The sequence below is a fragment of the Puia sp. genome, assembly GCF_036500295.1.
Classification (GTDB): domain Bacteria; phylum Bacteroidota; class Bacteroidia; order Chitinophagales; family Chitinophagaceae; genus Puia.
Genome location: NZ_DASYCH010000130.1, coordinates 1 through 25,033, shown reverse-complemented (window position 1 = coordinate 25,033; position 25,033 = coordinate 1). Strand labels below are relative to the sequence as shown.

Sequence of the window (25,033 nt, the reverse complement as noted above, 5' to 3'; positions counted from 1 at the left end):
TGCATTACTACGACTGGGGATTATTTATAAAACCATACACGCATCAAGGAAAGCAGCTGATCGATCTTCAAGGGCTTCGTAATATAGTCCGAAGCGCCCGCCTCGATACATTTCTGCCGGTCACCCTTCATGGCCTTGGCCGTGACCGCGATGATCGGGAGGGTGTTGTTCTTATGCTCCCGTCTGATCTTCTGTGTCGTTTCATACCCATCCATCTCCGGCATCATGATATCCATCAGCACCATGTCGACTTTCTGTTTGTCGTCATTGATGATCTGGATCGCCTCGCGGCCGCTCTCGGCGGTGATGACGTTGATGTTATACCGTTCGAACACCGTGGTCAGGGCAAAAAGGTTCCGCACGTCGTCATCCACCACCAGCACGTTCTTCCCGGTAAGGATATCATCCTTCATCCGGAGGTTTTCGATCACCCGCCGCTTCTCCGGCGCCAGGTCCCGGTGGTTGATATGCAGATGCAGCACGGTCTCCTCCAGCAGATGCTCCAGGCTGTTGACGCCCTTTAGCAACACCGCGTTGCTGCTCCGGTTCAGATGGTATAGCTCTTTCTTGTTGAAGTCCTTGGCCGAATAGACGATCACCGGCGTCAGCTTGTTCTTGGTCGCACTTACCCGGGTGACCAGGTCGACCCCCGAGATATCGGGGAGTGTATAGTCGAGGATGATACAGTCAAAGGCCTTCATATCGGTCTCCTCCAGCGCCTTCCGGCCATCCGAGGCGACCGTCACCTCCACATTCTCGCTTTGCAGCATCTTGCTGATCTGCGAAGACTCCGTATCGTTGTCCTCCACTACCAGCACCCGACGTGTCTCCTTCTTGCTAAAGGAACTGATGTCTTCGAACAGTTCGTTCAAGGCTTCATTCTCCAACGGTTTCAGCAGGAAACTCCGCGCGCCGCGTTTCAGCGCCAGGGTCTGGTTCTCCTCGCCGGAGATGAGATGGATCGGGATATGCCGGTAGTTCAGATCGTTTCGCAGCAGGTCCAGCACCTTCCAGCCGCTGGTGTCCGGCAGCTTCACATCCAGCGTGATGGCGACGGGTGTGAACCGGTTGATAAAGTCGAACACCTCCAGGTAGTTGGTGGCCACCACCGCCTTCATCTCATAGTGGTGCGACTTCTCGATGATGATCCGGCCAAACCGGAGATCGTCCTCCACGATGAGTACGATCTTATCCCCCGGCTGGACATTACTCCGGTCATCCCCGGCATCGTTGATCATTTCATTGACGATATTCAGGTTCGCCCCCTCCAGCGGCTCGTTGGTCACCCGCAGGGAGTTCAGCAGCGTATCGATCTCCGTGTTATCATTGTCCAGTTGCAGTTGTCGAAAGGCATTGAGGCTATCCGAAGCTTCCTTGGTGATCAACCCCGTGATATTCTCCACCGGCAGGAAAAGCGTAAAGGTGCTTCCCCGGCCCGGAACGGATTCCAGTTCGATGGTCCCGCTCAGCAGTTCGGCCAGGCCGCGGCTGATCGACAGCCCCAGCCCCGTGCCCCCATATTTCCGGCTGGTGGAACCCTCCGCCTGCTGGAAGGCCTCGAAAATAATATTTTGTTTCTCCAGCGGGATACCGATACCGGTGTCGCTGATGGCAAAACCCACCACCTGGCGCGCCTCGTCCAGCGAGGACGTCCCCTGCTTCCAGGTGCGGTTGGCTTCGAATATCTTCAGCTTTACCTCGCCCTTCTCGGTAAACTTAAAGGAGTTGGACAACAGGTTCTTCAGGATCTGATTCAACCGCTGCAGGTCCGTCTCCATACTCTGCGGGAGCCTTGGGTCCGTCTCGATCGTAAACCGCACATGCCGGGCCTCCGAGATCGGCTTGAAGGTCGTCTCCACAAATGAGGCGATCTCTGTGAATCGGACCGGCGAGATATTCGCGGTGATAAAGCCGGACTCGATCTTCGACAGATCGAGAATGTCATTGATCAGTTGAATAAGGTCATCCCCGCAGCTATGGATCGTCTTGGCGTAGCGGATCTGCTTGTCTGTCAGGTTGCCCTCCACGTTCTCATACAGCTGCTGCGCGAGGATCAGCAGGCTGTTCAGCGGCGTCCGCAGCTCATGCGACATATTGGCGAGGAACTCCGACTTATACTTGGAGGTAAGCGTCAGCTGCTCGGCCTTTTCTTCCAGCGAGCGGCGCGCCTCTTCCACTTCTTTGTTCTTGTTCTCCACTTCGTTCTTCTGCTTCACCAGCAACAGCGCCTTGTCCTGCAGCTCGTCGTTGGTCCGGCGCAGCTCCTCCTGCTGGATCTTCAGCTCACCGGCCAGCGACTGCGACTGTTCCAGCAGTTCTTCGGTCCTTGAGTTGGCCTCGATCGTATTCAACACGATCCCGATACTCTCGGTCAGCTGACCGAGGAAGTCCAGGTGCGTCTGACCGAAGATATCCAGGGAAGCCAGTTCGATAACGGCCTTTACCTTGTTCTCGAACAACACCGGCAGGATAATGAGATTGGCCGGCTTCGCCCTGCCCAATCCGCTGCTGATCTTTATATAGTTGCCCGGCACATTGCTCAGGATGATCCGTTCCTTCTCAAAAGCCACCTGCCCTACCAGGCCTTCACCGATGGTGAATTCCGTCGGGATATTCTTGTCCGTTTTATACCCGTAGGCGGCAAATAGCCGCAGCTTGTCCTCGCGGGTATCTTCGTCCTGTTTGAGGATGAAGAAGGCGCCATAGTGCGCCGACACCACCTGCGCCAGCTCGGCCAGGATCCGCTGAGTCACTGTATTCAGGTCTTTCTGGCCTTGCAGCATCTGCGTAAACTTCGCCAGGTTCGACTTCAGCCAGTCCTGTTCCTGGTTCCGTAAGGTCGTTTCCTTCAGGTTGGCGATCATCTGGTTGATCGTATCCTTCAACGCTTCCACCTCACCCTTTGCCTCGACCCGGATGGTTCGCGTCAGGTCACCCTTCGTCACCGCGGATGCCACCTCGGAGATACTCCTCACCTGCGTCGTCAGGTTCTGCGCCAGCTGGTTCACGTTCTCCGTCAGATTCTTCCAGATACCCGAGGCGCCCGGCACACTGGCCTGACCGCCCAACCGGCCCTCGACCCCCACCTCACGGGCCACGGTCGTTACCTGGTCGGCAAAAAGCGCCAGTGTATCGATCATCTCGTTGATGGTATCGGTCAGCTGCGCCACCTCGCCGCGCGATACGATCGACAATTTCTGTTTCAGATTACCCGTCGCCACGGCCGTCACCACCTTGGCGATCCCCCGCACCTGGTTGGTCAGATTGGAGGCCATCATGTTAACAGAATCCGTGAGGTCTTTCCATGTGCCGGCAACTCCCCGTACCTCAGCTTGTCCGCCGAGCTTACCTTCCGTACCCACTTCGCGTGCGACGCGGGTGACCTCGAAGGCGAAGGAGTTGAGCTGCTCCACCATCACGTTGATCGTATTCTTCAAATCGAGGATCTCTCCCTTTACGTCGATGGCCACCGTCTTCGACAGGTCACCCGAGGCCACCGCCTTGGTCACCTCGGCGATATTCCGCACCTGCGCCGTCAGGTTACCCGTCATCGAGTTTACGGAGTCGGTAAGGTCCTTCCAGGTACCGGCGACACCCGGTACAAAGGCCTGACCACCCAACTTGCCATCGGTACCCACCTCACGCGCCACACGCGTCACTTCCGAGGCAAAGGCCCGCAGCTGGTCCACCATCGTATTCAGCGTTTCCTTCAGCTGCAGGATCTCTCCGCGCACGTCCACCGTGATCTTCTTCGACATATCCCCGTTGGCCACCGCGATGGCGACCTCGGCGATGTTACGCACCTGGCCCGTCAGGTTGGAGGCCATCCCGTTTACCGAGTCGGTGAGATCCTTCCAGGTGCCGGCTACCCCCGGCACAAAGGCCTGGCCACCCAGCTTCCCTTCCGTACCTACTTCCCGCGCCACGCGCGTCACTTCCGAAGCGAAGCCGCGCAGCTGGTCCACCATCGTATTGATCGTATTCTTGAGTTCGAGGATCTCTCCCTGTACGTCCACCGTGATCTTACGCGACAGGTCACCATTGGCCACGGCCGTGGTCACCTCCGCGATATTGCGCACCTGCGCCGTCAGGTTCCCCGCCATCTTGTTCACCGAGTCGGTGAGATCCTTCCAGGTACCGCCGACCCCCGGCACATCGGCCTGACCGCCCAGTTTACCTTCCGATCCCACCTCACGCGCCACCCGCGTCACTTCCGATCCGAAGGAGTTCAGCTGGTCCACCATCGTATTGATCGTATTCTTCAACTCCAGAATTTCCCCCTTCACGTCTACGGTGATCTTTCGCGAAAGGTCCCCCTTCGCCACCGCCGTGGTCACCTCGGCGATGTTTCGCACCTGGCCCGTCAGGTTACCCGCCATCAGGTTCACCGAGTCGGTGAGATCCTTCCAGACCCCGCCGACGCCCTCCACCGCGGCCTGACCACCCAGCTTACCCTCCGAGCCCACTTCCCGCGCTACGCGCGTTACTTCCGAAGAAAAGGAGTTCAGCTGGTCCACCATCGTATTGATCGTATTCTTGAGTTCGAGGATTTCCCCTTTAACGGCCACATCGATCTTTCGTGAAAGGTCACCCGTCGCCACCGCCGTGGTCACCTCGGCGATGTTGCGCACCTGCGCCGTCAGGTTACCCGCCATGATGTTCACCGAGTCGGTCAGATCCTTCCAGGTACCGCCGACTCCCGGCACATCGGCCTGGCCGCCCAGTTTACCTTCCGAACCCACCTCACGCGCCACGCGTGTCACTTCCGAAGAGAAGGAGTTGAGCTGGTCGACCATCGTATTGATCGTGTTCTTCAACTCGAGGATCTCTCCTTTGGTATCCACCGTGATCTTCCGCGAGAGATCCCCTTTCGCCACCGCCGTGGTCACCTCGGCGATGTTTCGCACCTGGCCCGTCAGGTTGGAGGCCATCGCATTCACCGAGTCGGTCAGGTCCTTCCAGGTTCCCCCTACCCCGCGCACATGGGCCTGGCCGCCCAGCTTACCCTCGGTTCCCACTTCCAGCGCCACACGCGTCACTTCCGAAGAGAAGGAGTTGAGCTGGTCGACCAGCGTATTGATCGTATTCTTGAGTTCGAGGATCTCCCCCTTTACGTCCACCGTGATCTTCTTGGAAAGGTCGCCTTTGGCGATCGCCGTCGTCACATCGGCGATATTGCGCACCTGCGCCGTCAGGTTACCCGCCATCAGGTTCACCGAGTCGGTCAGGTCCTTCCAGACCCCGGCCACCCCTTTAACCTTCGCCTGGCCACCCAATTTGCCCTCCGAACCCACTTCACGGGCAACACGCGTGACTTCCATAGAGAACAGGTTCAGCTGCTTCACCATGTCGTTCACTTCCCGGGCGATGCGCGAGAACTCCCCCTGCAGCGTATGACCGCCGATCTCCAGCGGCATGTTCTGCGAGAGGTTCCCCTTCGCCACGGAGGAGATCACATGCGCGATCTCGATCGTCGGATGCACGAGATCGGAGATCAGCGCGTTCAACGAATCGACCCCGGTCGCCCATCCCCCCTTGGCATTGGGCACCGCGATCCGTTGCGTCAGCTTACCCTGCTTCCCGATGGTATTGCCCGCACGGGTGAATTCCCGCATCATCTCTTCGTTGAGGGAAATAATTTCGTTCAGCGTATCGTAGATGCGCCCCTTTACACCCACCTCCCCGATGGGCATGCGGACCGTAAAATTACCGTTGCGAACTTGTAGTAAAATTCGTAGTAATTCTTTGTCATCCAGATGCTCCTCCGGTTCGTATGTTTTTTCGCGGGAAACGGTTCGGGCGGTTCCGTTGGCAGAGGGGGTTGGCTTGGCTTTCTTTTTGATTTCCTTAGTGGTGGATAGTCCCATATTGGAATTTTACTTTATATAAACAGGTATAGTTGGTTAAAGATAGTAGATGCCTAAGGATATAACCCACAATACTTGCGCCATATATTTGGCAAGGTTCTGGTTAAGGGAATTAAGACGCCCTTAAAAGAACGACAGCCTGGCCTTATCACCGTTTAGAACCATTTGTTTAATTATGAAAAGTAACACCCGCTTGATCTACATCGTAGACGATGATCCGGATGACAGGCAGATCATTCTCGATGCGTTTCTGGAGAGAAGCCCGCAGATCGACTACGCTTTTCTCGAGAATGCGGAAACGCTTATGGAGACGCTTTACGCGGCTGATGCGGAGCTCCCGGCCCTTATCCTGCTCGATCTCAACATGCCCGGCATGCTGGGATTGCATGCATTGAAAGAGCTCCGCAACAACAAACAGTTCAGCCAGATCCCGATCATCGTTCTGACGACATCCACCCTTCACCAGGACCGCAAGACGTCCTATGAACTGGGTGCCAGCTGCTTTCTTCGAAAACCGGATTCCTTTACCGAATTGGTCGACATCACCGATTGTATCGTCAAGCTTTGGCTTCACGAATATCATCACCCGCAACCTCAGGCACCACCCGCCCCTCCGGCTGAAAAAATTTAGTGGAAATATTAAAAAAGTGTGGAATCTTTTCCACACTTTTTTAATGATAATCCGGCAGATAGATAGGGAACAGCTTTTGAACGGTTTACCGGTAAAACGGCACATCACTAAAATCAACCGACATGAAAAAACTCAAGATCATCTTCCTGCTTCCCGCCCTGCTTTTTTTCTTTACGCTCCGCGGGCTCAGCGAAGGAATAAACGATGCAAACGCTCCCGTCAACCTGCCTTCCAAACAAGAGCTGGCTATCATGAGCGAACAACAAAAACAGGCCCTGGTCCAACAGATGAAGGACCGTGTCGACTACATAAAGGCTATGGATAAGTCACAGCTGACAAAGGCTGAACGGAAGGCACTTCGTACCGAACTGAAGGACATGAAAAAGGAATCCCGGGCCGTTACCGGGGTCTATATCTCCGTCGGCGCGCTGATCATTATCATCCTGCTGCTGATCATTATCATTTAAGATTTTTGACACCTCTCCCCGCAGGCCGGTTTCCGCAAGGAGGCCGGCCATTTTTATTCCCGGCGGCCCGCTCGTCTTTTCACCCCTGATTATCGTCCATACGTCAAAGAAACTTTCCCTTCGCATCTCCGCAGGCTAGTTTTACGATACAATCAAACAACCATGGAACTAGCCATCCCTGCCATCCCTGCGACACCCGCCCCGAAAGCCGTTCCCACAACGGCCCGCCTTCCCTTTATCGACAACCTCCGCTGGGTCATGATCCTGTTCGTGCTCAGTATGCACGCCGCCGTCACCTACAGCAATGTCGGCAGCTGGTACTATAACGAACCCGCCCAACTCGGCCTTCCGGAGAAGCTGACCTTTGTCACCTACCAGGTCTTCCTCCAGTCCTTCTTCATGGGGCTTCTCTTCTTCGTCGCCGGCTATTTCGTTCCCGGGGCCTTCGACCGGAAGGGCGCCGGCCGCTTTATAAAAGATCGCGCCTACCGCCTCGGCCTGCCCGCGCTGTTTTATATCTTCATCCTCCATCCCATCACCTGCTACTATGCTGCGGGCGTCTGGGCTCCCGGGGATCCCAACCGCAGCTTCTGGCGCGAATATGGCCATTATATCACCCGTGGCCGGTTTCTCGCCGGTAACGGCCCGCTCTGGTTCTGTATCGCCCTGCTGTTCTTTTGTTGCCTTTATGCTGTTTGGCGCATCTTTATCCCGCGGAAAACGGCCAACAACCCCAAACCCTTACCCCGCGGCGTCGTGATCACCGGTTTCATCGCCGTCATCGCCGCCGCAACGTTTTTTGTCCGCCTCTACTGGCCAAACGGAACCGACTTCTACAACATGCAATTCGGTTATTTCTCGCAGTACATCGCCTTCTTCCTCGCCGGCATACTCGCCTGGCGCCATAGCTGGCTGACTACCCTTCCGACCCGCACCGGAAAACGCTGGGGCCGTATCGGGCTCCTCGGCGGTCTCGGCCTTTGGGCCGGCCTGATCGCGATAAACCTCCTCGTAAAAGGCCAAACAGCTGCCTTCAGCGGCGGCTGGCACTGGCAAAGTGCCGGGATGTGCGTCCTCGAGTCGATGGCCGGTGTCGGGATCTCCCTGGGCTTCCTGACCCTCTTCCGCGAACGGTTCAACCGCCAGGGACCCCGCTCCGCCTTCTTCTCTGCCAATGCTTTTGCCGTCTATGTCTTCCACCCGCCCATCCTCATCGTCATCACCCGGCTGATGAGCGGCTGGCCCGGCGAGCCGTTGCTGAAATTCCTCGTCGCGACGGCGTTGAGCATCGCCGTGACCTATCTTCTCTCCGCGACCGTCTTCCGGCGCATCCCGGTCCTTAAAAACATATTATAAAGGACCACAGGTCCTTTGGCCGAAGGCCCATCGTTAGCCGGATTGCGCCCCGGGTTAATTTTGGAATGAACCCGGGGGCGTAATTAATGTCTTATCTTTCACCCGCATGAAATTCTTCTGGAAATATATCTTTCCGCCGATATATGGTCTGTTCTTCTATACCATCATCCGGCTGGTATCCGACCTTACCACCGAGGATAAGTTCTGGCAACGCCGCCTCGAGCAGAACCTGGTGGAGGTTATCGGGACCATTCTCCTTTCCTATCCCATGTACCGCATCCCCGGGCTCTTCGTTCGGAAATTCGAGAAGCGGAAAAGTCCCAATACCCTTCGGTCCATCGCCCTGGAGTTTGGCGAGATCCTCCTCGTCGCGATGCTCCTGGCCACCGGCGTCAGCAGCCTCATCCACGTCCTGGCCCACGACTATCCCATCGGCATCGACGACCTGGTCATCGTCAACGTGCTGCTCTCACTGTTCATGCTCCTGCACTACGCCATCCTTCGCGGGAACAGCCTCGTCCGGGCCCTCGTCGAGCAGAAGGTGCTGATCGAGAAGATCCGCAACGATCATCTCGACACCGAACTCAAGTTCCTCAAAGCCCAATACCATCCGCATTTCCTGTTCAACGCGCTGAACACGATCTATTTTCAGATGGACGAGAACGTCGCCGGCGCCAAACAGAGCGTGGAGAAATTTTCCGAGCTGCTCCGCTACCAGCTATACGATCAGCAACAGACCGTCCCGGTCAGCCAGGAGATCCACTATCTCGATAATTTCATCGTCCTGCAACAGACCCGCAGCTCGGAGAAGCTCCGCCTCGAGACCCGGTTCGATCCCCGGCTCGATGGCCAGCAGGTGTATCCCCTGCTCTTTCTGCCGTTGGTGGAAAACGCCTTCAAATATGTCGGCGGCGACTACCAACTAAAGATCAGCGCCGACCTGACGGCCGAACACATCGAATTCCGGGTGACCAACAGCCTACCGGCGCATCTCAACGCATCCAACCACGCCGGCAAAGGCATCGGGCTGGAGAACCTCCGGCGCCGGCTGGAACTGCTGTATCCCGGAAAACATACACTCGTCGCGGAGAAAAGGGATACCCAATTTTCCGCCGTATTAACTCTCCAATTCTGACGGTATGTCCACCAAAATAAAATGCATCATCACCGACGACGAACCCTTTGCCCGTAAGGGATTGCAAGGCTATATCGGCCAGATCGATTTCCTCGACCTGCGCGGCATCTGCGAGAATGCCCTTGAGTTGAATTCCCTGCTGAAGAAAGAACCGGTCGATCTGCTCTTCCTCGATATCGAAATGCCCTGGCTTACGGGTATCGAGTTTCTAAAACAACTGGCCTCCCCACCCCGGGTCATCTTCACCACCGCCTATGAGAAATATGCCCTGCAGGGCTTCGAACTGGAAGTGATGGACTATCTCCTGAAGCCTATTTCCTTCGACCGCTTCCTGAAAGCAGCCAACAAAGCCTTCGACTATTTCCACCAGCAGCAGACTCCCGCGGCTGTCGACAGTTATATTTTTGTAAAGGCCGATAACCGATTGGAAAAGATCGCCTTTGCGGATATCCTTTTCGCCGAGGCGCTGGAGAACTACGTAGCCATCTACACCCGGGAGAAAAAGATCATCACCCATCTTACGCTAAAGATGCTGCAGGAGAAACTCCCGGCGGCTTCCTTTATCCAGCCGCACAAGTCCTACCTGGTCGCTATCGACAAGATCAATTCCATCGAGGGTAATATCCTCCACATCACGCAGTTCCAGGTGCCGATCAGCAAATACCAGAAAGAGGAGATCATGGAGAAGATTGTTAACAGCAAGTTACTGAAGCGGTAAGGCACAGGCTTTGCTTACCTTTGTAGTAAAATCAGGAACATGAGATCATTTTGCATTTCTGGCCTGATCTTCTGCGGTCTCCTGCTGTCGGCCGCTCAGACCAGTGCTCAAACGCTCTTCGCCTACACCGAAAACAATAATATCATCCTCCGCTGGACGGCCGCCAATGAACGATTTGTCGATCGCTATGTCGTCGAACACAGCACCGACAGCGTTTATTTCACGTCCCTGCATGAGGTCGTCTCAAAGGGGCCCTTCACCGACGATACCGAGAATTCCTATCAGGACGCCGACACCTATCCATCGGCTTCCGCCAATTTTTACCGGGTGCGGACCGTTCTCCGGGACGGCGGTTCCTTCTATTCCGCGGTCGTAAGGGCGGACGTCAACACCATGGACATGCCCGTCCTCAAACCTACCGTCATCCATATGGGCGGAACCCTGCGGCTGGATAATTATCGCTCCAACCAGCTGCTGACCGTCAATATCTTCAACGCTAACGGCACCCTGCTGGGAAGCTATATGGTCAACGGTACCTCCTTCAACATCAATACCGACCGGCTCGCCAAAGGCATCCTGTTCTATCGTATCTCCGACGCGACCCATCCGCTGATCGATGCGGGTAAGCTTATGGTCCTGTAGCGGCAAACGGCTTGGGCAAAAGCCCTATCTTTAGGACATGATCGAACTGGAAAACCCCTGGATCCGCCTGCGCTTTCTCACCGAACAACATCGCGAAACCCTGCGTCCCCTGGCGAAGGACGAACGCATCTGGGAATACACAAAGACCCTGATGATGACCGATACCTACGATCAGCAATTCAATAAATATTTTGGGGAAGCTCTCGCCACCGCGAAAAGTGGCGGCCAGGGCTATGTCATCAGAGACGCCGTAACCGATGCCGTTATCGGGATGACACGCGTATACGATGTCGATCTCCGCTCGGGGAGGGCCACCATCGGCCACACCTGGTATACTCCCGCCGTTTGGGGAAAGGTGCACAATAAAGCCTGTAAGCTGCTCCTGCTGGAATATCTGTTCGACACCCTGGAATTTGGCCGGGTGACCTTCACGGTAAAAAGCCAGAACGTCCGTTCACAAAAAGCCGTGCAAAAAATAGGCGGCGTGCGCGAAGGCATCCTGCGCCGCTTCGAGATCCGGAACGATGGCATCCCTTCCGACCAGCACGTATTCTCCATCCTCGGCGAGGAATGGCCCGAAAAAAAGAACCGGCTGCGTCAGCTGGTCGAATCCCTGGCGTCCGCTCACTAACCGAGCTTCTTCCGCATCCACAGGTCCGTCTGCGCATCCAGCCCGACAAGGAAGACATGCTCGCCAAAGGGTTCGAACCCCCACTTGCGATAAAAAGCCTGTGCCCGGTAATTATGTTCCCACACCCCCAGCCATACCCAATCAAACCCCTGCCGCTGCGCCAGGTCGAGTGCGGCCTGCATCAGCGCGGGCCCAATCCCCTTCCCGATCATGGTCTTCTCGGAATAGATCTGCACGATCTCTATGGCTTTCTCACCGTTTAGCCCCTGTGGCGGCTCGGAGACCCGCAGGGATACATACCCCGCCGGCTCTTCGCCCATATAGGCAAGCAGGAACGTGCGGCCGGGGGCGCCGACCTCCGCCATCTGCTTTTCCCGCGGGTTCTGCTCTTCCAGGAAAATTCGCATATTCTCCGCCGTATTGTGCTGGGCAAAAGAGTCGATGAAGGTGCGCCGCGCGATATCGGCGACGAGGGCTGCGTCCGCGGGTTCTGCTTCGCGGATACGTATTAGTGTGTTTTCCATGCCCGCAAACTACGAATTTTGGTGATGATACCATCGCAGCAGCGAGGGCAGGACGATCAGCAGCAAGGGCAACGCGATCACGAATCCCCCGATGACCGCAATGGCCAGCGGTTGGTGCAGTTGTGCACCGGTGCCGATACCCAGGGCCAGCGGCAGCAGGGCGATAATGGCCCCCAGGGCGGTCATCAGCTTGGGTCTCAGCCGCGTCGAGATCGCATAGATCACGGCGTCATCGACCGACTGGGTAGCCAGGGATTCCCGGAACTGCAGAATGGTGAAGATGGCATTTTCGCCGATGATGCCGACGATCATGATCAATCCCGTATAGCTCCCGACATTTAAAGGGGTATGCGTGAGATAAAGCGCCAGATAGCTCCCCGAGATGCCCAGTACGGCCACGGCGAGGATGATCCCCGCGATCACCACGTCGCGATAAAGAAAGAGGATGGCGCCGAAGACCAGCAGACTGGCCGTGATCAGGATGATCAACAGCTCGCTGAAGGATTGCTGCTGCTCGGCAAAGGCTCCGCCGTAGCTGAGATGATAGCCCGGCGGCAACGCGATCTTAGAACCCAGCACCGCCTGGATATCCTTCATGACGCTGCCCAGGTCGCGCCCTTCCAGCCGGCCTGTGACGACACCCATGGATTGCAGGTTCTCCCGCTGGATCTCCGCATCCCCGGCCTTCACGGTCACCGTCGCCAGATCGGTTATCGGCTTTAGCCGCCCGTCCGGCAAAAAGATGGGCACGCGGCTGAGATCGGCCACGCCGAGTGTCCGGTTGCCGGGATAGACCATCCGGATATTGGTCATCTGTTCTTTTTCCGGCAGCGTACCGACGATATTCCCCTCCAGCGAGGTCTGTAGCTGATATTGCAGGGCCGCCGGGGTCAACCCAAACTGCGCCAGCCGTTCATAATTCGGCTCGATGCTGACGGACGGACCGGCAATGACGATGCCGTTGAAGACATCGGCCGTCCCTTCCACCTTCGAGACCAGATCGCCCACCTGGGTCGAAAGGTCATGGAGCCTGGCCTGGTCATCGCCAAAGATCTTGATCTCGATGGGCTGAACGGAGGTCATCAGATCGCCCAGCATATCCCCGATCACCTGGCCGAAGTCGATGCGCAAGGCAGGTTGAGTGGCCTCCACCTGTTTGCGGATATCGCTGATCACGTCCTCGGTCGATTTGGTCCGGTTCCCCTTCAGCTGGATAAGATAGTCGCCCGTATTCGGCTCGGTGATAAAAAAGCCCATTTGGGTGCCTGTGCGCCGGGAATAAGCCTGAACCTCCGGCGTCGCCACAATGATCTTCTCCACCTCCCGCAGCATCCGGTCCGTTTCCTGCAGCGAGGTTCCCGGCGGTGAGGTATAGTCGAGGACAATGCTGCCCTCATCCATCTCCGGCAGAAAACCCGTCTCGAGTTGCGGCAGGATAAACCAAATAGCCCCCGCCAGCGCAGCCATGATGATCAGGCTCAGCCAGGGCCTCCGGATAAAAAATGCCACCCACCGCTGGTTCCTGACATTATGAGGCTTTGCGGGACGCCGGTTCTTTCGCTCGCGCGTCAGCAGCAGGTAGATCACCGGGAGTCCGATCCAGGTCACGAAGAAAGAACACACCAACGTAATGATCATCGTGTTGGTCAACACCTTGAAATAGGCGCCCGCCACCCCGCTCATCAGCACAAACGGGATAAAGATAACGATCGTGCTGATCGAAGAACCCAGCATCGCCGGAAACAGATAATGAACGGCTTTTTGCACCAGCGTCCGGGACGACTCTTCCGGGTGCTCCTCATGTGTGCGGTGAATCTGCTCCACGACCACGATGGCATCGTCGATGATCAGCCCGATAGCGGCCGCAACGGCGCCAAGGGTCATGATGTTGAACGTATAACCAAACGCATACAGGACGATCAGCGTCAGGCAAAGCGTCACCGGGATGGTGATCAGGATCGTGGCGCTGGCCTTGAAACTCCGGAGAAAAATGATCGCAACGACGATCGCGAGCGCCAGCCCGATCCAAAGACTGTCGGTGACGCTCTTCACGGAAGTATTGACAAAATCGGCCTGGATATAATAGGGCTGAATGGTGACACCCCGCGGCAGCACCTTTTGCAGATCGGCGATCTTTCCCTCCATGGCCTTCGACAGTTGGATCAGGTTGGCATTCGGCTGCTTGATAACGGCGACCAGCACAGCATCCCTGCCGTTGGCGTTGATCCGGGTATATTCCACCGCCTCCCGGATATCCACCGCTGCGATATCCTGCAGCAGGATCACCCGCCTGCCCGTATTCCTGACCACGATATGCGCGATATCCTCTTTCGAATGGACGGTGGCGTCGGTTACGGTCAGATAGAGAAAATGATAATCCGCCAGATAACCGTTGGATTTGACAAAACCCGTCTGGCCAAGGGCCGTATTGAGCATGTCGGGGGTGATCGAAAGCGTGCTCATCTTCCGGGCATCCAGCGTGATCCAAAACTCCTTCATCTTTCCCCCGATGATCCGCACCTCCGAAACTCCGGCAACCTGGGAAAGAAACGGTTTTACCGTATAATTGGCCAGCAGTTTCAGCTCGATCGGCGACAGGGTATGGCTTTCCAGGGTATACCCCATCACCGGCAGGATACTCGGGTTCATCTTTTCCACCGTGATCTGGGTCTCCGACGGCAGGTTATTCCTGATCTCGTTGATCTTCGATTCGATCCGCTGCTGGCTGAGATCGATATCGGCCTTCCAGTCCATAAAGGCGGAGATCTCACAGCTTCCGCGGCTGGTGGTGCTGCGGACATATTGCAGATCGGGAACTTGTTTGATGGCGTCCTCCAGCGGCTTGGTCACGGTCACCATCATTTTGCCGACGGGCTGAAGACCCGCATCGGCGATGACTTTTATCTTGGGAAAGGTGATCTCCGGGAACAAGGAGGTTTGCAGCTTGCCATAGACAAACACGCCTCCCAGGAGAATGATCACCAGCAGGACGGTGAGGGGATTTTTATACCCGACGAAGAAGTTTTTCATGGCGTGGCCTCCTTTGCTGTCCCGATCTTCACTTTGGCCGTATCCGCCAGTCCATAGTTGCCGGACACCAGGATCTTATCCTCCGGTGCAAACACCGGGGACAGGATCTCCACCTTGTCCTTTGTCTCGATCCCCTTTTGGACGGGAACTTTGACGGCTGTGGCGCTGTCGATCAGTTTCATCACCCAGAAATTACTTTGGGTCTCGTCGGTGAGCAAGGCCTCCCGGGGCAGGGACTGGGTGTTGGCCTTCGCCGTTTTCACCACCCGCACCTTTGCGATGAGGTTCTCCGGGATGGCCGAAGAGGCGCCGATGCGGATCACGACATTTTGAGTCTGGCTGACGGAATCCACGGTGGGCATGACGGGCCCGAGCGTGCCGTTCAGCTTCGTCCCATCGGGCAGCAGCAGTTCGACGCTCTTTTTCCCCAATACATAGGGCCGCAGTTCGTAGGGCAGGTCCAGCATAAAAACAAAGCTGTTGCGGTCGCTGATGACGGCCAGCTGTTCCCCATCCTGTACATAGTCGCCGGATTGGTGGTTCAGCTGGGTGATATACCCATGCTGGTTCGCCCGGATGGTCGTCACCCCGGAGAACTTCAGCGTGGAATCGAGGAGCTGGATGCTGTTGCCGATGCTCCGGGCTTCCTTGGTCTGAAGGGTGAAAAGAGTCTGCCCCACCTCGACGTATTTGCCGGGGTAGACATCCGCGGATTGCAGATAGCCGTTGGCGATGGCCTTGACATAGCTCTTCTGCAAAAAGGCGGAAACGGCATTCAACTCGATATAGTCACCCAGCGCGCCGCGATCCACCGACGCGACCATGACAGGAGTCCGTGCATCCACGGAGTCCGATCCTTCGGCGGCCGGCTTTTCCGCCGCGGCATCTTTTCCATGCGCGCCGCAGGCGCCAAGAATTACCGCTATCAGGGCCGGAGCCCAACTTTTTATATTCATCGATTCCAATAATTGATCTGGTTAATGATCTGCAGCCGGGTAATATTGTTTTGGGTCAGGAGGTTCCTGGCATTGAGGTAATTGCCCAGCGCAATAATATAGTCGGAGATCTTCGCGTCCCCTGTGGCCAGCAATTTTCCATTGACATCGATCAGCGCCTGCGAATATTTCACCTGTTGGTCGATCTGTCCGATCAGTTCCTCTGTTGCCGCCAGTTGCTGTCTTAGTTGCGCAATCTGCTGATCATACTGCCGGGTAAAAAAATCTTTATACCCTGTCCTCGTCCGCTCGGAGATCTCCAGCTTGCTGTACTGCATCTTCCGCTGATGCCCGTCATAGATCGGCACCGTCACCGTGAAGCCAAAACTCACCCCGAAATTTTTGTACCCCTGGTATTCGAAAGAGGAAGAAAAACCCCCATCCGCATAGAGGCTGGCCTTGGGCCGGTAACTATAGTCTATCAGGCTGCGGCTGTTGCGCAGCTTCAGACTGTCGAGATGAAATTGCCGGAAAAAGACCGAATTGCCGATATCCGGCAACACCTGCAGCTGGACATGCGGATCGTCCAGCAGGGTGGCCGCGGTATCCACGATCCCGCATAGATAGTTCAGCGTGCCGTGATCATTTCTAAACTGGATCTCCAGCTGCCGCAACAGCAATCCTTCCTGCTTCAGGGTCACCAGGAAGGCCAGATAATCCGTCTGCCGGTATACATTCTTTTGCGTCAGGTCCTTTAGCAGCGCCTCCTCTTTTTGCAGCAGCGCATAGACCTCCCGGTTGAAATTCAGTTGCTGCCAATCGCCATAGGCGGTGATATACTGCGCGGTAACGCTCTTCTTGAGTTCCTGCTCGGAGACCTTCGCCGAATTGGTGACCCCCTGGTTCTGCAGGCGAATGGTCTCGTACTGCGCATTCAGGTGGTTCCGGCCCACCAATGTCTGGTTCACTCCGACCACGGTCGTGAAATTACCGCCGTTCGAAATGGCCTGATCATAACCCCAACCCCTGACCGTCGGCGCCCAGACATTGACGCTGCTGCCGGATACCTGTGGCCGGTAACCCGCCCGGATCAGCTGGCTGTCCACCTGACCCGACAGCACCTGGTTCTGATAATCCTTCAGCAAGGGACTGTTCTGCAGGGCCCGGTCGAGATAGAAATCCAGACCCATCGGGGACTGGCCCGATCCAGCCAAACCGCTTATCAACCCAATTCCTAGAATAAAAAATCGTAACATGTTAATTCCCAGACCCTTTCCCGAGTCCCGTCAAAAGTATCCCAGTATCCTGTCGAAATTCTGTAGCTTAAGTAATTCAAATCCCCTGTCATGTTAAGGAATTATTTAAAGATCGCTTTGCGCAGCATTGCCAAAGACAAAATGCATTCCCTGATCAACATCGCGGGCCTCGCCATCGGCATGGCCGTCGCCCTGCTTATCGGGCTCTGGATCCATGACGAGGTGTCCTACGATAAGAATTTCGATCATTATCCCCGGATTGCCCTGGTGATGCAGAATCTGATCAATAACGGCGAGGTCCAGACCTGGGATCAGATGCCCTACCCGCTGGCCGAAGAACTGCGCTCCCACTACGGCAGCGATTTCGAACAGGTAGTCATGGGCGTCGGCTTCGGCAACCCAACCCTCACCGCCGGTGACAAGAAAATAAAGAAGAACGGATTCGTCTTCGAACCCGATGCGCCCGATCTCTTCACCCTGACAATGATCAAAGGCGACCGGAAATGCCTGACCGAACCGAACTCCATCGTTCTCTCCGCTTCGACGGCCAAGGCCTTTTTCGGGGACGCAGACCCCCTGGGCCGGATCATCGCGGTACCCGAACTTCCCGCCCTCAAGGTGACGGGGGTGTACAAGGACTTTCCCCGCAACTCGAGCTTCGCCAACCTGGAATTCATGATCCCCTGGGAGCTGATGCGCAATAATTGGGTCAAAAACATAAAAGACCCCTGGCGACCCAATTTCGCATCCGTGTATGTCCGGCTGAAACCCAACGCCTCCTTCGCCCAGGTCTCCGCCCGCATCCGCGACGCCAAACTCAATAAAGTGAACGACGCGCTTAAGAAAAAGAAGCCGGCCCTCTTCCTCCAACCGATGAGCCGCTGGCACCTGTACTCCGAGTTCAGGAACGGGGTGAACACCGGCGGCGCCATTCAGTACGTCCGCATGTTCGGGATCATCGGATTCTTCGTGTTGCTGCTTGCCTGTATCAATTTTATGAACCTGAGCACGGCCCGCAGCGAAAAACGCGCCCGGGAAGTAGGCCTCCGCAAGACGATCGGTTCCCTGCGGGCGCAGTTGATCTTCCAGTTCTTTTGTGAGTCCCTGCTTACCGTCATCTTTGCCTTCATGATTGCCCTGCTGTTCGCCTGGCTCGCGCTGCCCTTTTTCAATGGAGTGGCTGATAAGCAGATGTCCATTCCCTGGACCCATCCGGGATTCTGGGTCCTATGCGTTTCATTTATCGTCCTCACCGCGCTGGTTGCCGGAAGCTATCCCGCTTTCTACCTTTCCTCCTTCAAGCCGGTCAAAGTGCTGAAGGGAACCTTCAAGGCCGGCCGTTTCGCCGCGATCCCGCGTAAGGTTCTCGTGGTCGTTCAGTTTACCATCTCCGTAACGCTCATCATCGGTACGATCATCGTCTATCGCCAGATCCAGTTTGCGAAGAACAGGCCCGTGGGTTACAACCGGAACGGACTCATCTCGGTGAACGCGGACGGCCCGGTTCTCCATGATCACTATAATGCACTGCGGGATCAGCTGTTAAGTACCGGCGCCGTCACCAACATCGCCGAATCCAGCAGTCCGACCACCGCACTGGGCGGCAGCAGCAGCGGCTTTTCCTGGCCGGGTAAAGACCCGAACTTCTCCGTCGATTTTGCCTTTGTGGAAGGTTCGTTCGACTACGGCCGCACCATCGATTGGAAAATAAAGGAAGGCCGGGATTTCTCCCGGGATTTCCTCGCCGACACCAGCTCGGTGATCATCAACGAGGCGGCTGTAAATATGATGAACCTCAAAAATCCCGTTGGAAAGATCGTAAAAAGCGACGGTCAGCCGTTCACCGTTGTCGGCGTGATCAACAATATGGTCATCACCTCGCCTTATGACGAAGCGCGGCCGGTCATCTATTTCCTGGGCACCGGCGCGGAAGGCAACCTCATTCTTCGCACCAGCCCCGGTCTGAGCACTGCGGTAGCCCTGGCAAAGATCGCCCCGGTGATAAAGAAGTTCAATCCCGAGCAGCTGTTCGAATACCGGTTCGTGGATGAGGAATATGGCCGCAAATTCGGCAATGAGGAACGCGTCGGCAAACTGGCGAGCTTCTTCGCCGCGCTGGCCGTCACCATCTCTTGTCTTGGGCTGTTCGGTCTCATCTCTTTCGTTGCCGAGCAACGTAAAAAAGAGATCGGCATCCGGAAAGTATTGGGGGCTTCGGTATTCAATGTCTGGAATCTGCTGTCGAAGGATTTCGTAAAACTGGTCTTTTTTTCCTTCCTGATCTCGATACCGCTCGCCTGGCTCGCGATGAGCAGCTGGCTGCAGAACTATCACTATCGGGCAACCATCTCGGTATGGGTCTTCGTGGCGGCGGGCGGCGGGGCGCTTATCATCACCATGGCCGTCACCAGCTTCCAGGCTATCCGGGCCGCGCTGAAAAACCCGGTCACCAGCCTGCGCTCGGAATGATCGATGACCATCGTCAGGGTCATTTGAGGTGCACCTGCGGCATCGTTGTCGAGATGGCGAAGAAACTGTCCTTTAATTCCAGTTCCAGCACCTCGGTGGCGGTGCTTTCGAGATGAAATTTGTCATTGTCGATGACGGTCTTCAGGGGCAGGCAACCGGTCTTCCCCACATAGAAAGCCCAGCCGCCATATTCATGCTTCATAAACATCGCGGCATCGATCCGGTAGCGCTGGCTGTAATAGAACACCGTCGTGCCGGTAGCCGTCTGCACGACGAGGGCATCGCAGCGTTTTCCCAACACTAGCTCGGCGTCCTCCCGGGTCTCATACGAAATGGGTTTGTCCCCGCTTTTCCCCGCGTCTACCCAATAGAGGGTGTCCACATCCGGTTTCTTGAAGTAGAGCCGGTTGCTCCGGTGATCATACTGTTGCATCGAGAACCCGGCCCCATTGGTGACCGATTGGTAAAACCCGCCTTTGATAAAATAGGTCTCTTCGGTGCCGATCATCGCGCCCAGCGCCGAATCGGAGAGCGCGGGGACTTTGCTGGTCACGAGATTGCGATAGATGACCTTTCCCTCGAAATACTGCGCCCGCGAAAAAAGGGCCGCAAGACAGAAGAATAACAAAAAAACAAATGTTCTCATCATGGGTCAGTTGAACGTGATATCGATGGTGTGCACCTCATCGGCAAAGGAATACTGCAGCCCGAACTGGTAGTTGTCACATATCTGCCGGACGATCGCCAGGCCAAGACCCGTGCCGCCCGAATGCGCCCCTTTTGTAAACCGGTCGAAAATGGTAGCGGGGTCAAAACTCAGGGGCGCACCCGAATTGCTTACCCGGAGGCTCCGCTCCCCGAGCCGGATATCCACCTGCCCGCCATCGTGGTTATGCCGGATGGCGTTGGTCAGCAGGTTGTTCAGGAGGATATCGGCCAGATAGCCGTTGATCGGCAACTGCAGCCGCTGGAGCTCTGTCCGCACCGCCAACCGCCGGTCCCGCACCGGGTCTTCCAGCTGTTGCAGCTTCTCCTCGATCAGCGGCCGGAGGTCTAGCGGCTCCGTATAGTCGAATTGGTTATTCTCGATCTTTGTCAGCAGCAGCAGCGACTGGTTCAACTGCCGCAGCCGCCCGATCGCCTCGTACATCGCCTGTATCGGCCGGTGATGCTCGATCCCCAGACCCGTGTCCTGGATCAGCAGGTCCAGCTTCGAGTTGAGGATGGCCAGCGGGGTCTGCATCTCGTGTGAGGCGTTGTCGGCGAAGCTCTTCATCATCTCATAATCCCGGATGATGGTATGGGTCATCTGCCGGATGGCCTCGTCCAGACTGCGGAACTCATCGATATCCGTCGTCTGTACCGGCAACGGTTCCCGGTTCGACAGGTTAAAGGCCCGGATGGTATTGAGCGTTGTATAAAACGGTTTCCAGAGCCGGCGCAACAGCAGCCGGTTGGCGACATACAGTACGCTTAACAAAAGCAGGATCATCCCCGCTGTGATCAGCATGATCAGCATCAGCAGGTCTTCGGTGCCCTCCTCCGATACCGCGACCGAAACGGTATACCATTGCCCCGTCACCTGGATCGGGAAGATAAGCTGCCGGTAAGGCTCGGTCCGTTCTTTTCTTCTTTCGGCCCGCTTTCTCCCTTCCTCCGGCTTTCCTGACTCCTCCAGCCGGGTATGCAAAAAAAGCCTTTTCACCGGCGCCGCGGCGAGTTCGAAACGCACCTGCTGATCGCGGTAATTGGCCGGCTCCGGCAGCTGGCCGCGGGTCCGGGCATGATCGAAGATCTCCGCCTCCTCCGTCTTCAGATCGTCATCCAACTCGGAGATCAACACGTATCGAACGGTAAAGTAATAGCTGATGCTCCCCACCAGCAACGCCCCGATGCTGGCGACGATGTTGACCCGATTGTATTTGGTAAAAAGCCTCATTCGTTGTAATTTAAAGAGTTACTGGTGAAAAAAAGATGAGCTGACCCCGATTTTTCTGATAATTTATCACTACCTTTGCAAGCTCTTTAAAAAGCACTCATGAGCAGCCGCCGGGAATTTGAAATAGCGTTTGTGGGCCTTAAGGCTGGTATTCATGAGTTTAGCTATCGGATTACCGATAAGTTCTTTGAGGCCTATCAGCAACAGGACTTCCACCGTTGCGATGCCCAGGTGAAACTGACACTCGATAAGAAGAACAGTTTCATGCTGTTGAAGTTCGAGATCACGGGCAAGGTGGAGATCGCCTGCGACCGCTGCGGGAATCAACTCCCGCTCGATCTGTGGGACGAGTTCAACATCCTGGTCAAGCTGGTGGAGGATCCCGAGATCATGAACCAACAGGAAGAAGACCCCGATGTATATTATATATCAAAGGGCGAAAGCCATCTCTATCTCTCCGACTGGCTCTATGAGTTCATCAACCTGAGCATCCCGATGCAGCGCATGTGCAAACCCGAAGAAATGGGTGGCCCGCATTGTAACAAGGAAGTACTGGAAATGCTGAAAAAGCTCGATCACGAAAAGAGTCAACCCGAAAATCCGCTGTGGAAAGGGTTGGAGAAATTTAAGAACCTTGGAAATAATTAAGAATCAATAATTTATATTAGTTACTTCAAAAATAGAAGAAAATGCCAAATCCGAAACGCAGACATTCCCAGCAGCGCAGTGCCAAGAGAAGGACGCATTATAAGGCTGAGAAAGTAACTTTGAGCAAAGACAGCACCACCGGCGAGATCCATGTACGTCATCGTGCCCACGTCAGCGAAGGTAAGCTGTTCTACAAGGGTAAAGTAGTCGCCGAAACCTCTCCCATTAAGTAAGCTTCGACGCCAATGAATATTGGTCTCGACATGATGGGCGGGGACTTTTCACCGCTTGAAGCCGTGAAAGGTATCCAGCTGTATCTAAAGGATACATTGAATCCCGCCACTCTTTGGATGGTTGGCGATGAGAACCAGGTCCGGCCCTTGTTAAAGGAATATTCCATTCCTGAGGGTTCGGTCCGGCTGATCCACGCCTCCGAGGTGATCGGGATGAATGAACATCCGACAAAGGCTTTAAAGGAAAAGCAACAATCCTCCATCGCCATCGGCTTCGGCCTGCTCGCGGCAGGCAAAATGGACGCGTTCATCAGCGCCGGCAACACCGGGGCAATGCTGGTAGGCGCGCTCTATGGTCTGAAACCCATCGAAGGTGTCCAGCGCCCCACGATCTCCACGGTTATCCCCAAAGAGAACGGCAAGACCGGTATCCTGCTCGATGTCGGCCTCAACGCCGACTGCAAGGCGGAGAACCTGAATCAGTTCGCCATCCTCGGCTCGCTGTACGCAAAGCATATCCTGGGCATCGACAATCCCCGGGTAGGCCTGCTCAACATCGGGGAAGAAGAAGGAAAGGGCAATATCCTCGCCCAGGCCACCTACCCCCTGCTGAAAGAGAACAGTCACATCAACTTCATCGGCAATATCGAAGGCCGGGATATCCTGCTCGACAGGGCCGACGTCACCGTCTGTGAAGGCTTTACCGGCAACGTCATCCTCAAACTGGCCGAATCGCTCTTCGAAATCAGCCAGCGGCACAAAACCGAAAGCGAATTCTTCGACCGCTTCGACTTCGAATATTATGGCGGCACGCCCCTGCTCGGTGTAACGAAGCCCGTCATCATCGGGCACGGCATCTCCCGCAGCAAATCCTTTCTTAACATGATCCGGCTGGCGCAAAAAATGCTGGACACCGATCTGCTCGGCAAAATGAAAGAACATTTTGTTGCCTGATGCGCGCGTTCATCAATTATCTCGTCGCCTGGCTCCGCAGCACATCCCTTCCCGCTCTCATCATCACCACCGTCTTCGTCGCATCGCTTGTTGCTGCCAACTATACCGTCGGTATCGAGGTCCGGCTTCGGGCTCTCCCCTGGTATTTTTCGCTGGGTGGCTTCTATCTTTTCTATCTTACCGTCCTGGCCCTCGTCTGGGGCCTGCAGTCGGAATGGAATAAAACTCCGCTCCGCCAGCCAAAGCTGCTGGTACTCCTGGCCCTGGCCCCGCTTTATTTCGCGTTGAAGATGGTCCACTGGAACCTGCTGCCCCTCCTGTCGGCCGGCCTCCACATGCCCTGGGATTACTATACCCAGCTGGTCCTCCAGCTTCCGTTAAAACTGCTGTTGCTGTTCCTCTTTCTCTGGGCTTGCCACAAGGCCGGCCTCCTATCCGGAGACAGCCTGGGCGCCGCGGTGGGGCTCACCCGCAAAGATTTCAACGCCCTACCCTATTTTGGATTGTTGCTGTGCACCGTTCCGCTCATTGTCCTGGCCTCCACCCGGCCGGATTTTCTTGTGGTATACCCCAGGGTAAAGAACCTGGCCTTTATCAACGGCTATGCGCATCCCGAATGGCTTTGGAAAGGACTGTACGAACTGTCCTACGGCCTCGATTTCCTCAGCATCGAACTGTTCTTCCGCGGGCTGCTCGTCGTAGCGCTGCTCCGATATGTCGGCCAGGATGCCATCCTTCCGATGGCGGCATTCTATTGCACGATCCACTTCGGCAAGCCGCTGGGGGAATGCATCTCTTCCTTCTTCGGCGGCATGATCCTCGGGGTGTTGGCGGCCCGCACCCGTACCATCTTCGGCGGTCTCATCGTCCATCTCGGCCTCGCCTGGCTGATGGAGCTCGGCGGCTGGCTGGGCACGCTCTGGCATCATTGACGCCGGGGCCGCGTGGGATCAAGGTTGGCCGTGGGACCACTACTCCACTTTTAAGCAAGGAGCCACGGAGTGGCTCATTCGCTACGCAAAGAGTTCACCGGATTGGCCAACGCCGCCTTGATCGTCTGTATCGCGATCAGCGCGATCATGACCACCGCCAGACAACCGATCGCCCCGATAAACGGCCAAACCGTGATCGTGATCCGCGTCGCATAATTATCCAGCCAATGCTGCATCATCCAATATGCAAAAGGACTGGCCACCGCTCCGGCCACCACCAGCACCGGGAGATAATCCCGGACAAAAAGCCGCACGATGCCGACGACTGACGCTCCGATCACCTTGCGGATTGCGATCTCCTTGGTCCGCCGCCGCACACTGCTCGACACCAGCCCCAGTACGCCCAGCAGGACGATGATAAAAGAAAGGACTGTCGCCGTCGTGGCCGCCTTGCGCAGCCGCAACTCGCTTTTATAAATAGACTGCAGGGTCTCGTCCATGAACGTATACTCGAAAGGCGCTCCGGGCATCAGCGTCGCCCATTGTTTTTGCAGCGATTCCATCGTCGTGCCGATATTCCCCGGCCGCAGCTTGAAGGAAAAATAGCGGTAAACGGGAAATCCCTCCAGGTGCGTAAAGATGGCGGGCTGGATCGGCGCTCCCATC

The 25,033-nt window shown here is 56.0% G+C and carries 20 protein-coding genes; 12 read left to right on the top strand and 8 right to left on the bottom strand.

What is annotated here, in order from left to right:
• Positions 1–20: 20 nt before the first annotated feature.
• Positions 21–5,867 (bottom strand): HAMP domain-containing protein, encoded by a 5,847-nt coding sequence (locus VGM48_RS23840; protein WP_331583288.1) that lies wholly within the window; start codon positions 5,865–5,867, stop codon positions 21–23.
• Positions 5,868–6,042: 175 nt separating this feature from the next.
• Between VGM48_RS23840 and VGM48_RS23835 the strand changes: the two genes are divergently transcribed.
• The 7 genes from VGM48_RS23835 to VGM48_RS23805 all read left to right on the top strand — a co-directional run bounded on the left by VGM48_RS23835 (position 6,043) and on the right by VGM48_RS23805 (position 11,447).
• Positions 6,043–6,498: a response regulator gene (locus VGM48_RS23835; RefSeq protein ID WP_331583286.1), complete on the top strand. Its 456-nt coding sequence runs from the start codon at positions 6,043–6,045 to the stop codon at positions 6,496–6,498.
• Between the two features lie 122 nt (positions 6,499–6,620).
• Positions 6,621–6,965: a hypothetical protein gene (locus VGM48_RS23830; RefSeq protein ID WP_331583284.1), complete on the top strand. Its 345-nt coding sequence runs from the start codon at positions 6,621–6,623 to the stop codon at positions 6,963–6,965.
• A 162-nt stretch (positions 6,966–7,127) separates the two neighbouring features.
• Positions 7,128–8,321, top strand: coding sequence for an acyltransferase family protein (locus VGM48_RS23825; RefSeq protein ID WP_331583282.1), 1,194 nt, complete (start codon positions 7,128–7,130; stop codon positions 8,319–8,321).
• A gap of 106 nt (positions 8,322–8,427) precedes the next feature.
• A complete protein-coding gene (locus tag VGM48_RS23820) occupies positions 8,428–9,456 on the top strand; it encodes a sensor histidine kinase (RefSeq protein ID WP_331583280.1) in 1,029 nt (342 codons plus the stop codon).
• 4 nt (positions 9,457–9,460) lie between these two features.
• Positions 9,461–10,174, top strand: coding sequence for a LytTR family DNA-binding domain-containing protein (locus VGM48_RS23815; protein ID WP_331583278.1), 714 nt, complete (start codon positions 9,461–9,463; stop codon positions 10,172–10,174).
• A gap of 39 nt (positions 10,175–10,213) precedes the next feature.
• Positions 10,214–10,816, top strand: coding sequence for a hypothetical protein (locus VGM48_RS23810; protein WP_331583276.1), 603 nt, complete (start codon positions 10,214–10,216; stop codon positions 10,814–10,816).
• A gap of 37 nt (positions 10,817–10,853) precedes the next feature.
• Positions 10,854–11,447: a GNAT family protein gene (locus VGM48_RS23805; protein ID WP_331583274.1), complete on the top strand. Its 594-nt coding sequence runs from the start codon at positions 10,854–10,856 to the stop codon at positions 11,445–11,447.
• Here the strand turns inward: VGM48_RS23805 and VGM48_RS23800 are convergent.
• The 4 genes from VGM48_RS23800 to VGM48_RS23785 are packed head-to-tail and all read right to left on the bottom strand — an operon-like array spanning position 11,444 to position 17,150.
• Positions 11,444–11,971: a GNAT family N-acetyltransferase gene (locus tag VGM48_RS23800; RefSeq protein WP_331583272.1), complete on the bottom strand. Its 528-nt coding sequence runs from the start codon at positions 11,969–11,971 to the stop codon at positions 11,444–11,446. The genes VGM48_RS23805 and VGM48_RS23800 overlap by 4 nt on opposite strands.
• Before the next feature lie 9 nt (positions 11,972–11,980).
• Positions 11,981–15,001 (bottom strand): efflux RND transporter permease subunit, encoded by a 3,021-nt coding sequence (locus VGM48_RS23795; protein WP_331583270.1) that lies wholly within the window; start codon positions 14,999–15,001, stop codon positions 11,981–11,983.
• Complete coding sequence (locus VGM48_RS23790; RefSeq protein WP_331583268.1) at positions 14,998–15,957, bottom strand: efflux RND transporter periplasmic adaptor subunit; 960 nt, start codon at positions 15,955–15,957, stop codon at positions 14,998–15,000. Before VGM48_RS23790 ends, VGM48_RS23795 begins: the two co-directional genes overlap by 4 nt.
• Positions 15,954–17,150 carry a TolC family protein gene (locus VGM48_RS23785; protein ID WP_331583266.1) on the bottom strand — a complete coding sequence of 399 codons (1,197 nt, stop codon included), beginning with the start codon at positions 17,148–17,150 and terminating at the stop codon, positions 15,954–15,956. Before VGM48_RS23785 ends, VGM48_RS23790 begins: the two co-directional genes overlap by 4 nt.
• 132 nt (positions 17,151–17,282) lie before the next feature.
• Here VGM48_RS23785 and VGM48_RS23780 point away from each other — a divergent pair, with 132 nt between their 5' ends.
• On the top strand, positions 17,283–19,661 hold the full coding sequence (locus VGM48_RS23780; RefSeq protein WP_331583264.1) for an ABC transporter permease: 2,379 nt from the start codon (positions 17,283–17,285) through the stop codon (positions 19,659–19,661).
• Between the two features lie 19 nt (positions 19,662–19,680).
• Here the strand turns inward: VGM48_RS23780 and VGM48_RS23775 are convergent, their stop codons facing one another.
• Positions 19,681–20,307 carry a hypothetical protein gene (locus tag VGM48_RS23775; RefSeq protein ID WP_331583262.1) on the bottom strand — a complete coding sequence of 209 codons (627 nt, stop codon included), beginning with the start codon at positions 20,305–20,307 and terminating at the stop codon, positions 19,681–19,683.
• Between the two features lie 6 nt (positions 20,308–20,313).
• A complete protein-coding gene (locus VGM48_RS23770) occupies positions 20,314–21,600 on the bottom strand; it encodes a HAMP domain-containing sensor histidine kinase (protein ID WP_331583260.1) in 1,287 nt (428 codons plus the stop codon).
• Positions 21,601–21,699: 99 nt separating this feature from the next.
• On the opposite strand from VGM48_RS23770, the gene VGM48_RS23765 reads away from it, so the two are divergent.
• Genes VGM48_RS23765 through VGM48_RS23750 form a run of 4 tightly spaced genes read left to right on the top strand, consistent with a single transcriptional unit; the run spans position 21,700 to position 24,367 of the window.
• Positions 21,700–22,248 (top strand): DUF177 domain-containing protein, encoded by a 549-nt coding sequence (locus VGM48_RS23765; RefSeq protein WP_331583258.1) that lies wholly within the window; start codon positions 21,700–21,702, stop codon positions 22,246–22,248.
• Between the two features lie 41 nt (positions 22,249–22,289).
• Positions 22,290–22,481, top strand: a complete 192-nt coding sequence (gene rpmF / locus VGM48_RS23760; RefSeq protein WP_331583256.1) for a 50S ribosomal protein L32 — start codon at positions 22,290–22,292, stop codon at positions 22,479–22,481.
• 12 nt (positions 22,482–22,493) lie between these two features.
• A complete protein-coding gene (gene plsX / locus VGM48_RS23755; RefSeq protein ID WP_331583254.1) occupies positions 22,494–23,435 on the top strand; it encodes a phosphate acyltransferase PlsX in 942 nt (313 codons plus the stop codon).
• Positions 23,435–24,367 carry a CPBP family intramembrane glutamic endopeptidase gene (locus VGM48_RS23750; protein WP_331583252.1) on the top strand — a complete coding sequence of 311 codons (933 nt, stop codon included), beginning with the start codon at positions 23,435–23,437 and terminating at the stop codon, positions 24,365–24,367. The genes plsX and VGM48_RS23750 overlap by 1 nt, the downstream gene beginning before the upstream one ends.
• Positions 24,368–24,441: 74 nt before the next feature.
• Here VGM48_RS23750 and VGM48_RS23745 read toward each other — a convergent pair.
• The coding region (locus VGM48_RS23745; RefSeq protein WP_331583250.1) for an ABC transporter permease at positions 24,442–25,033 on the bottom strand (592 nt) is incomplete at its 5' end.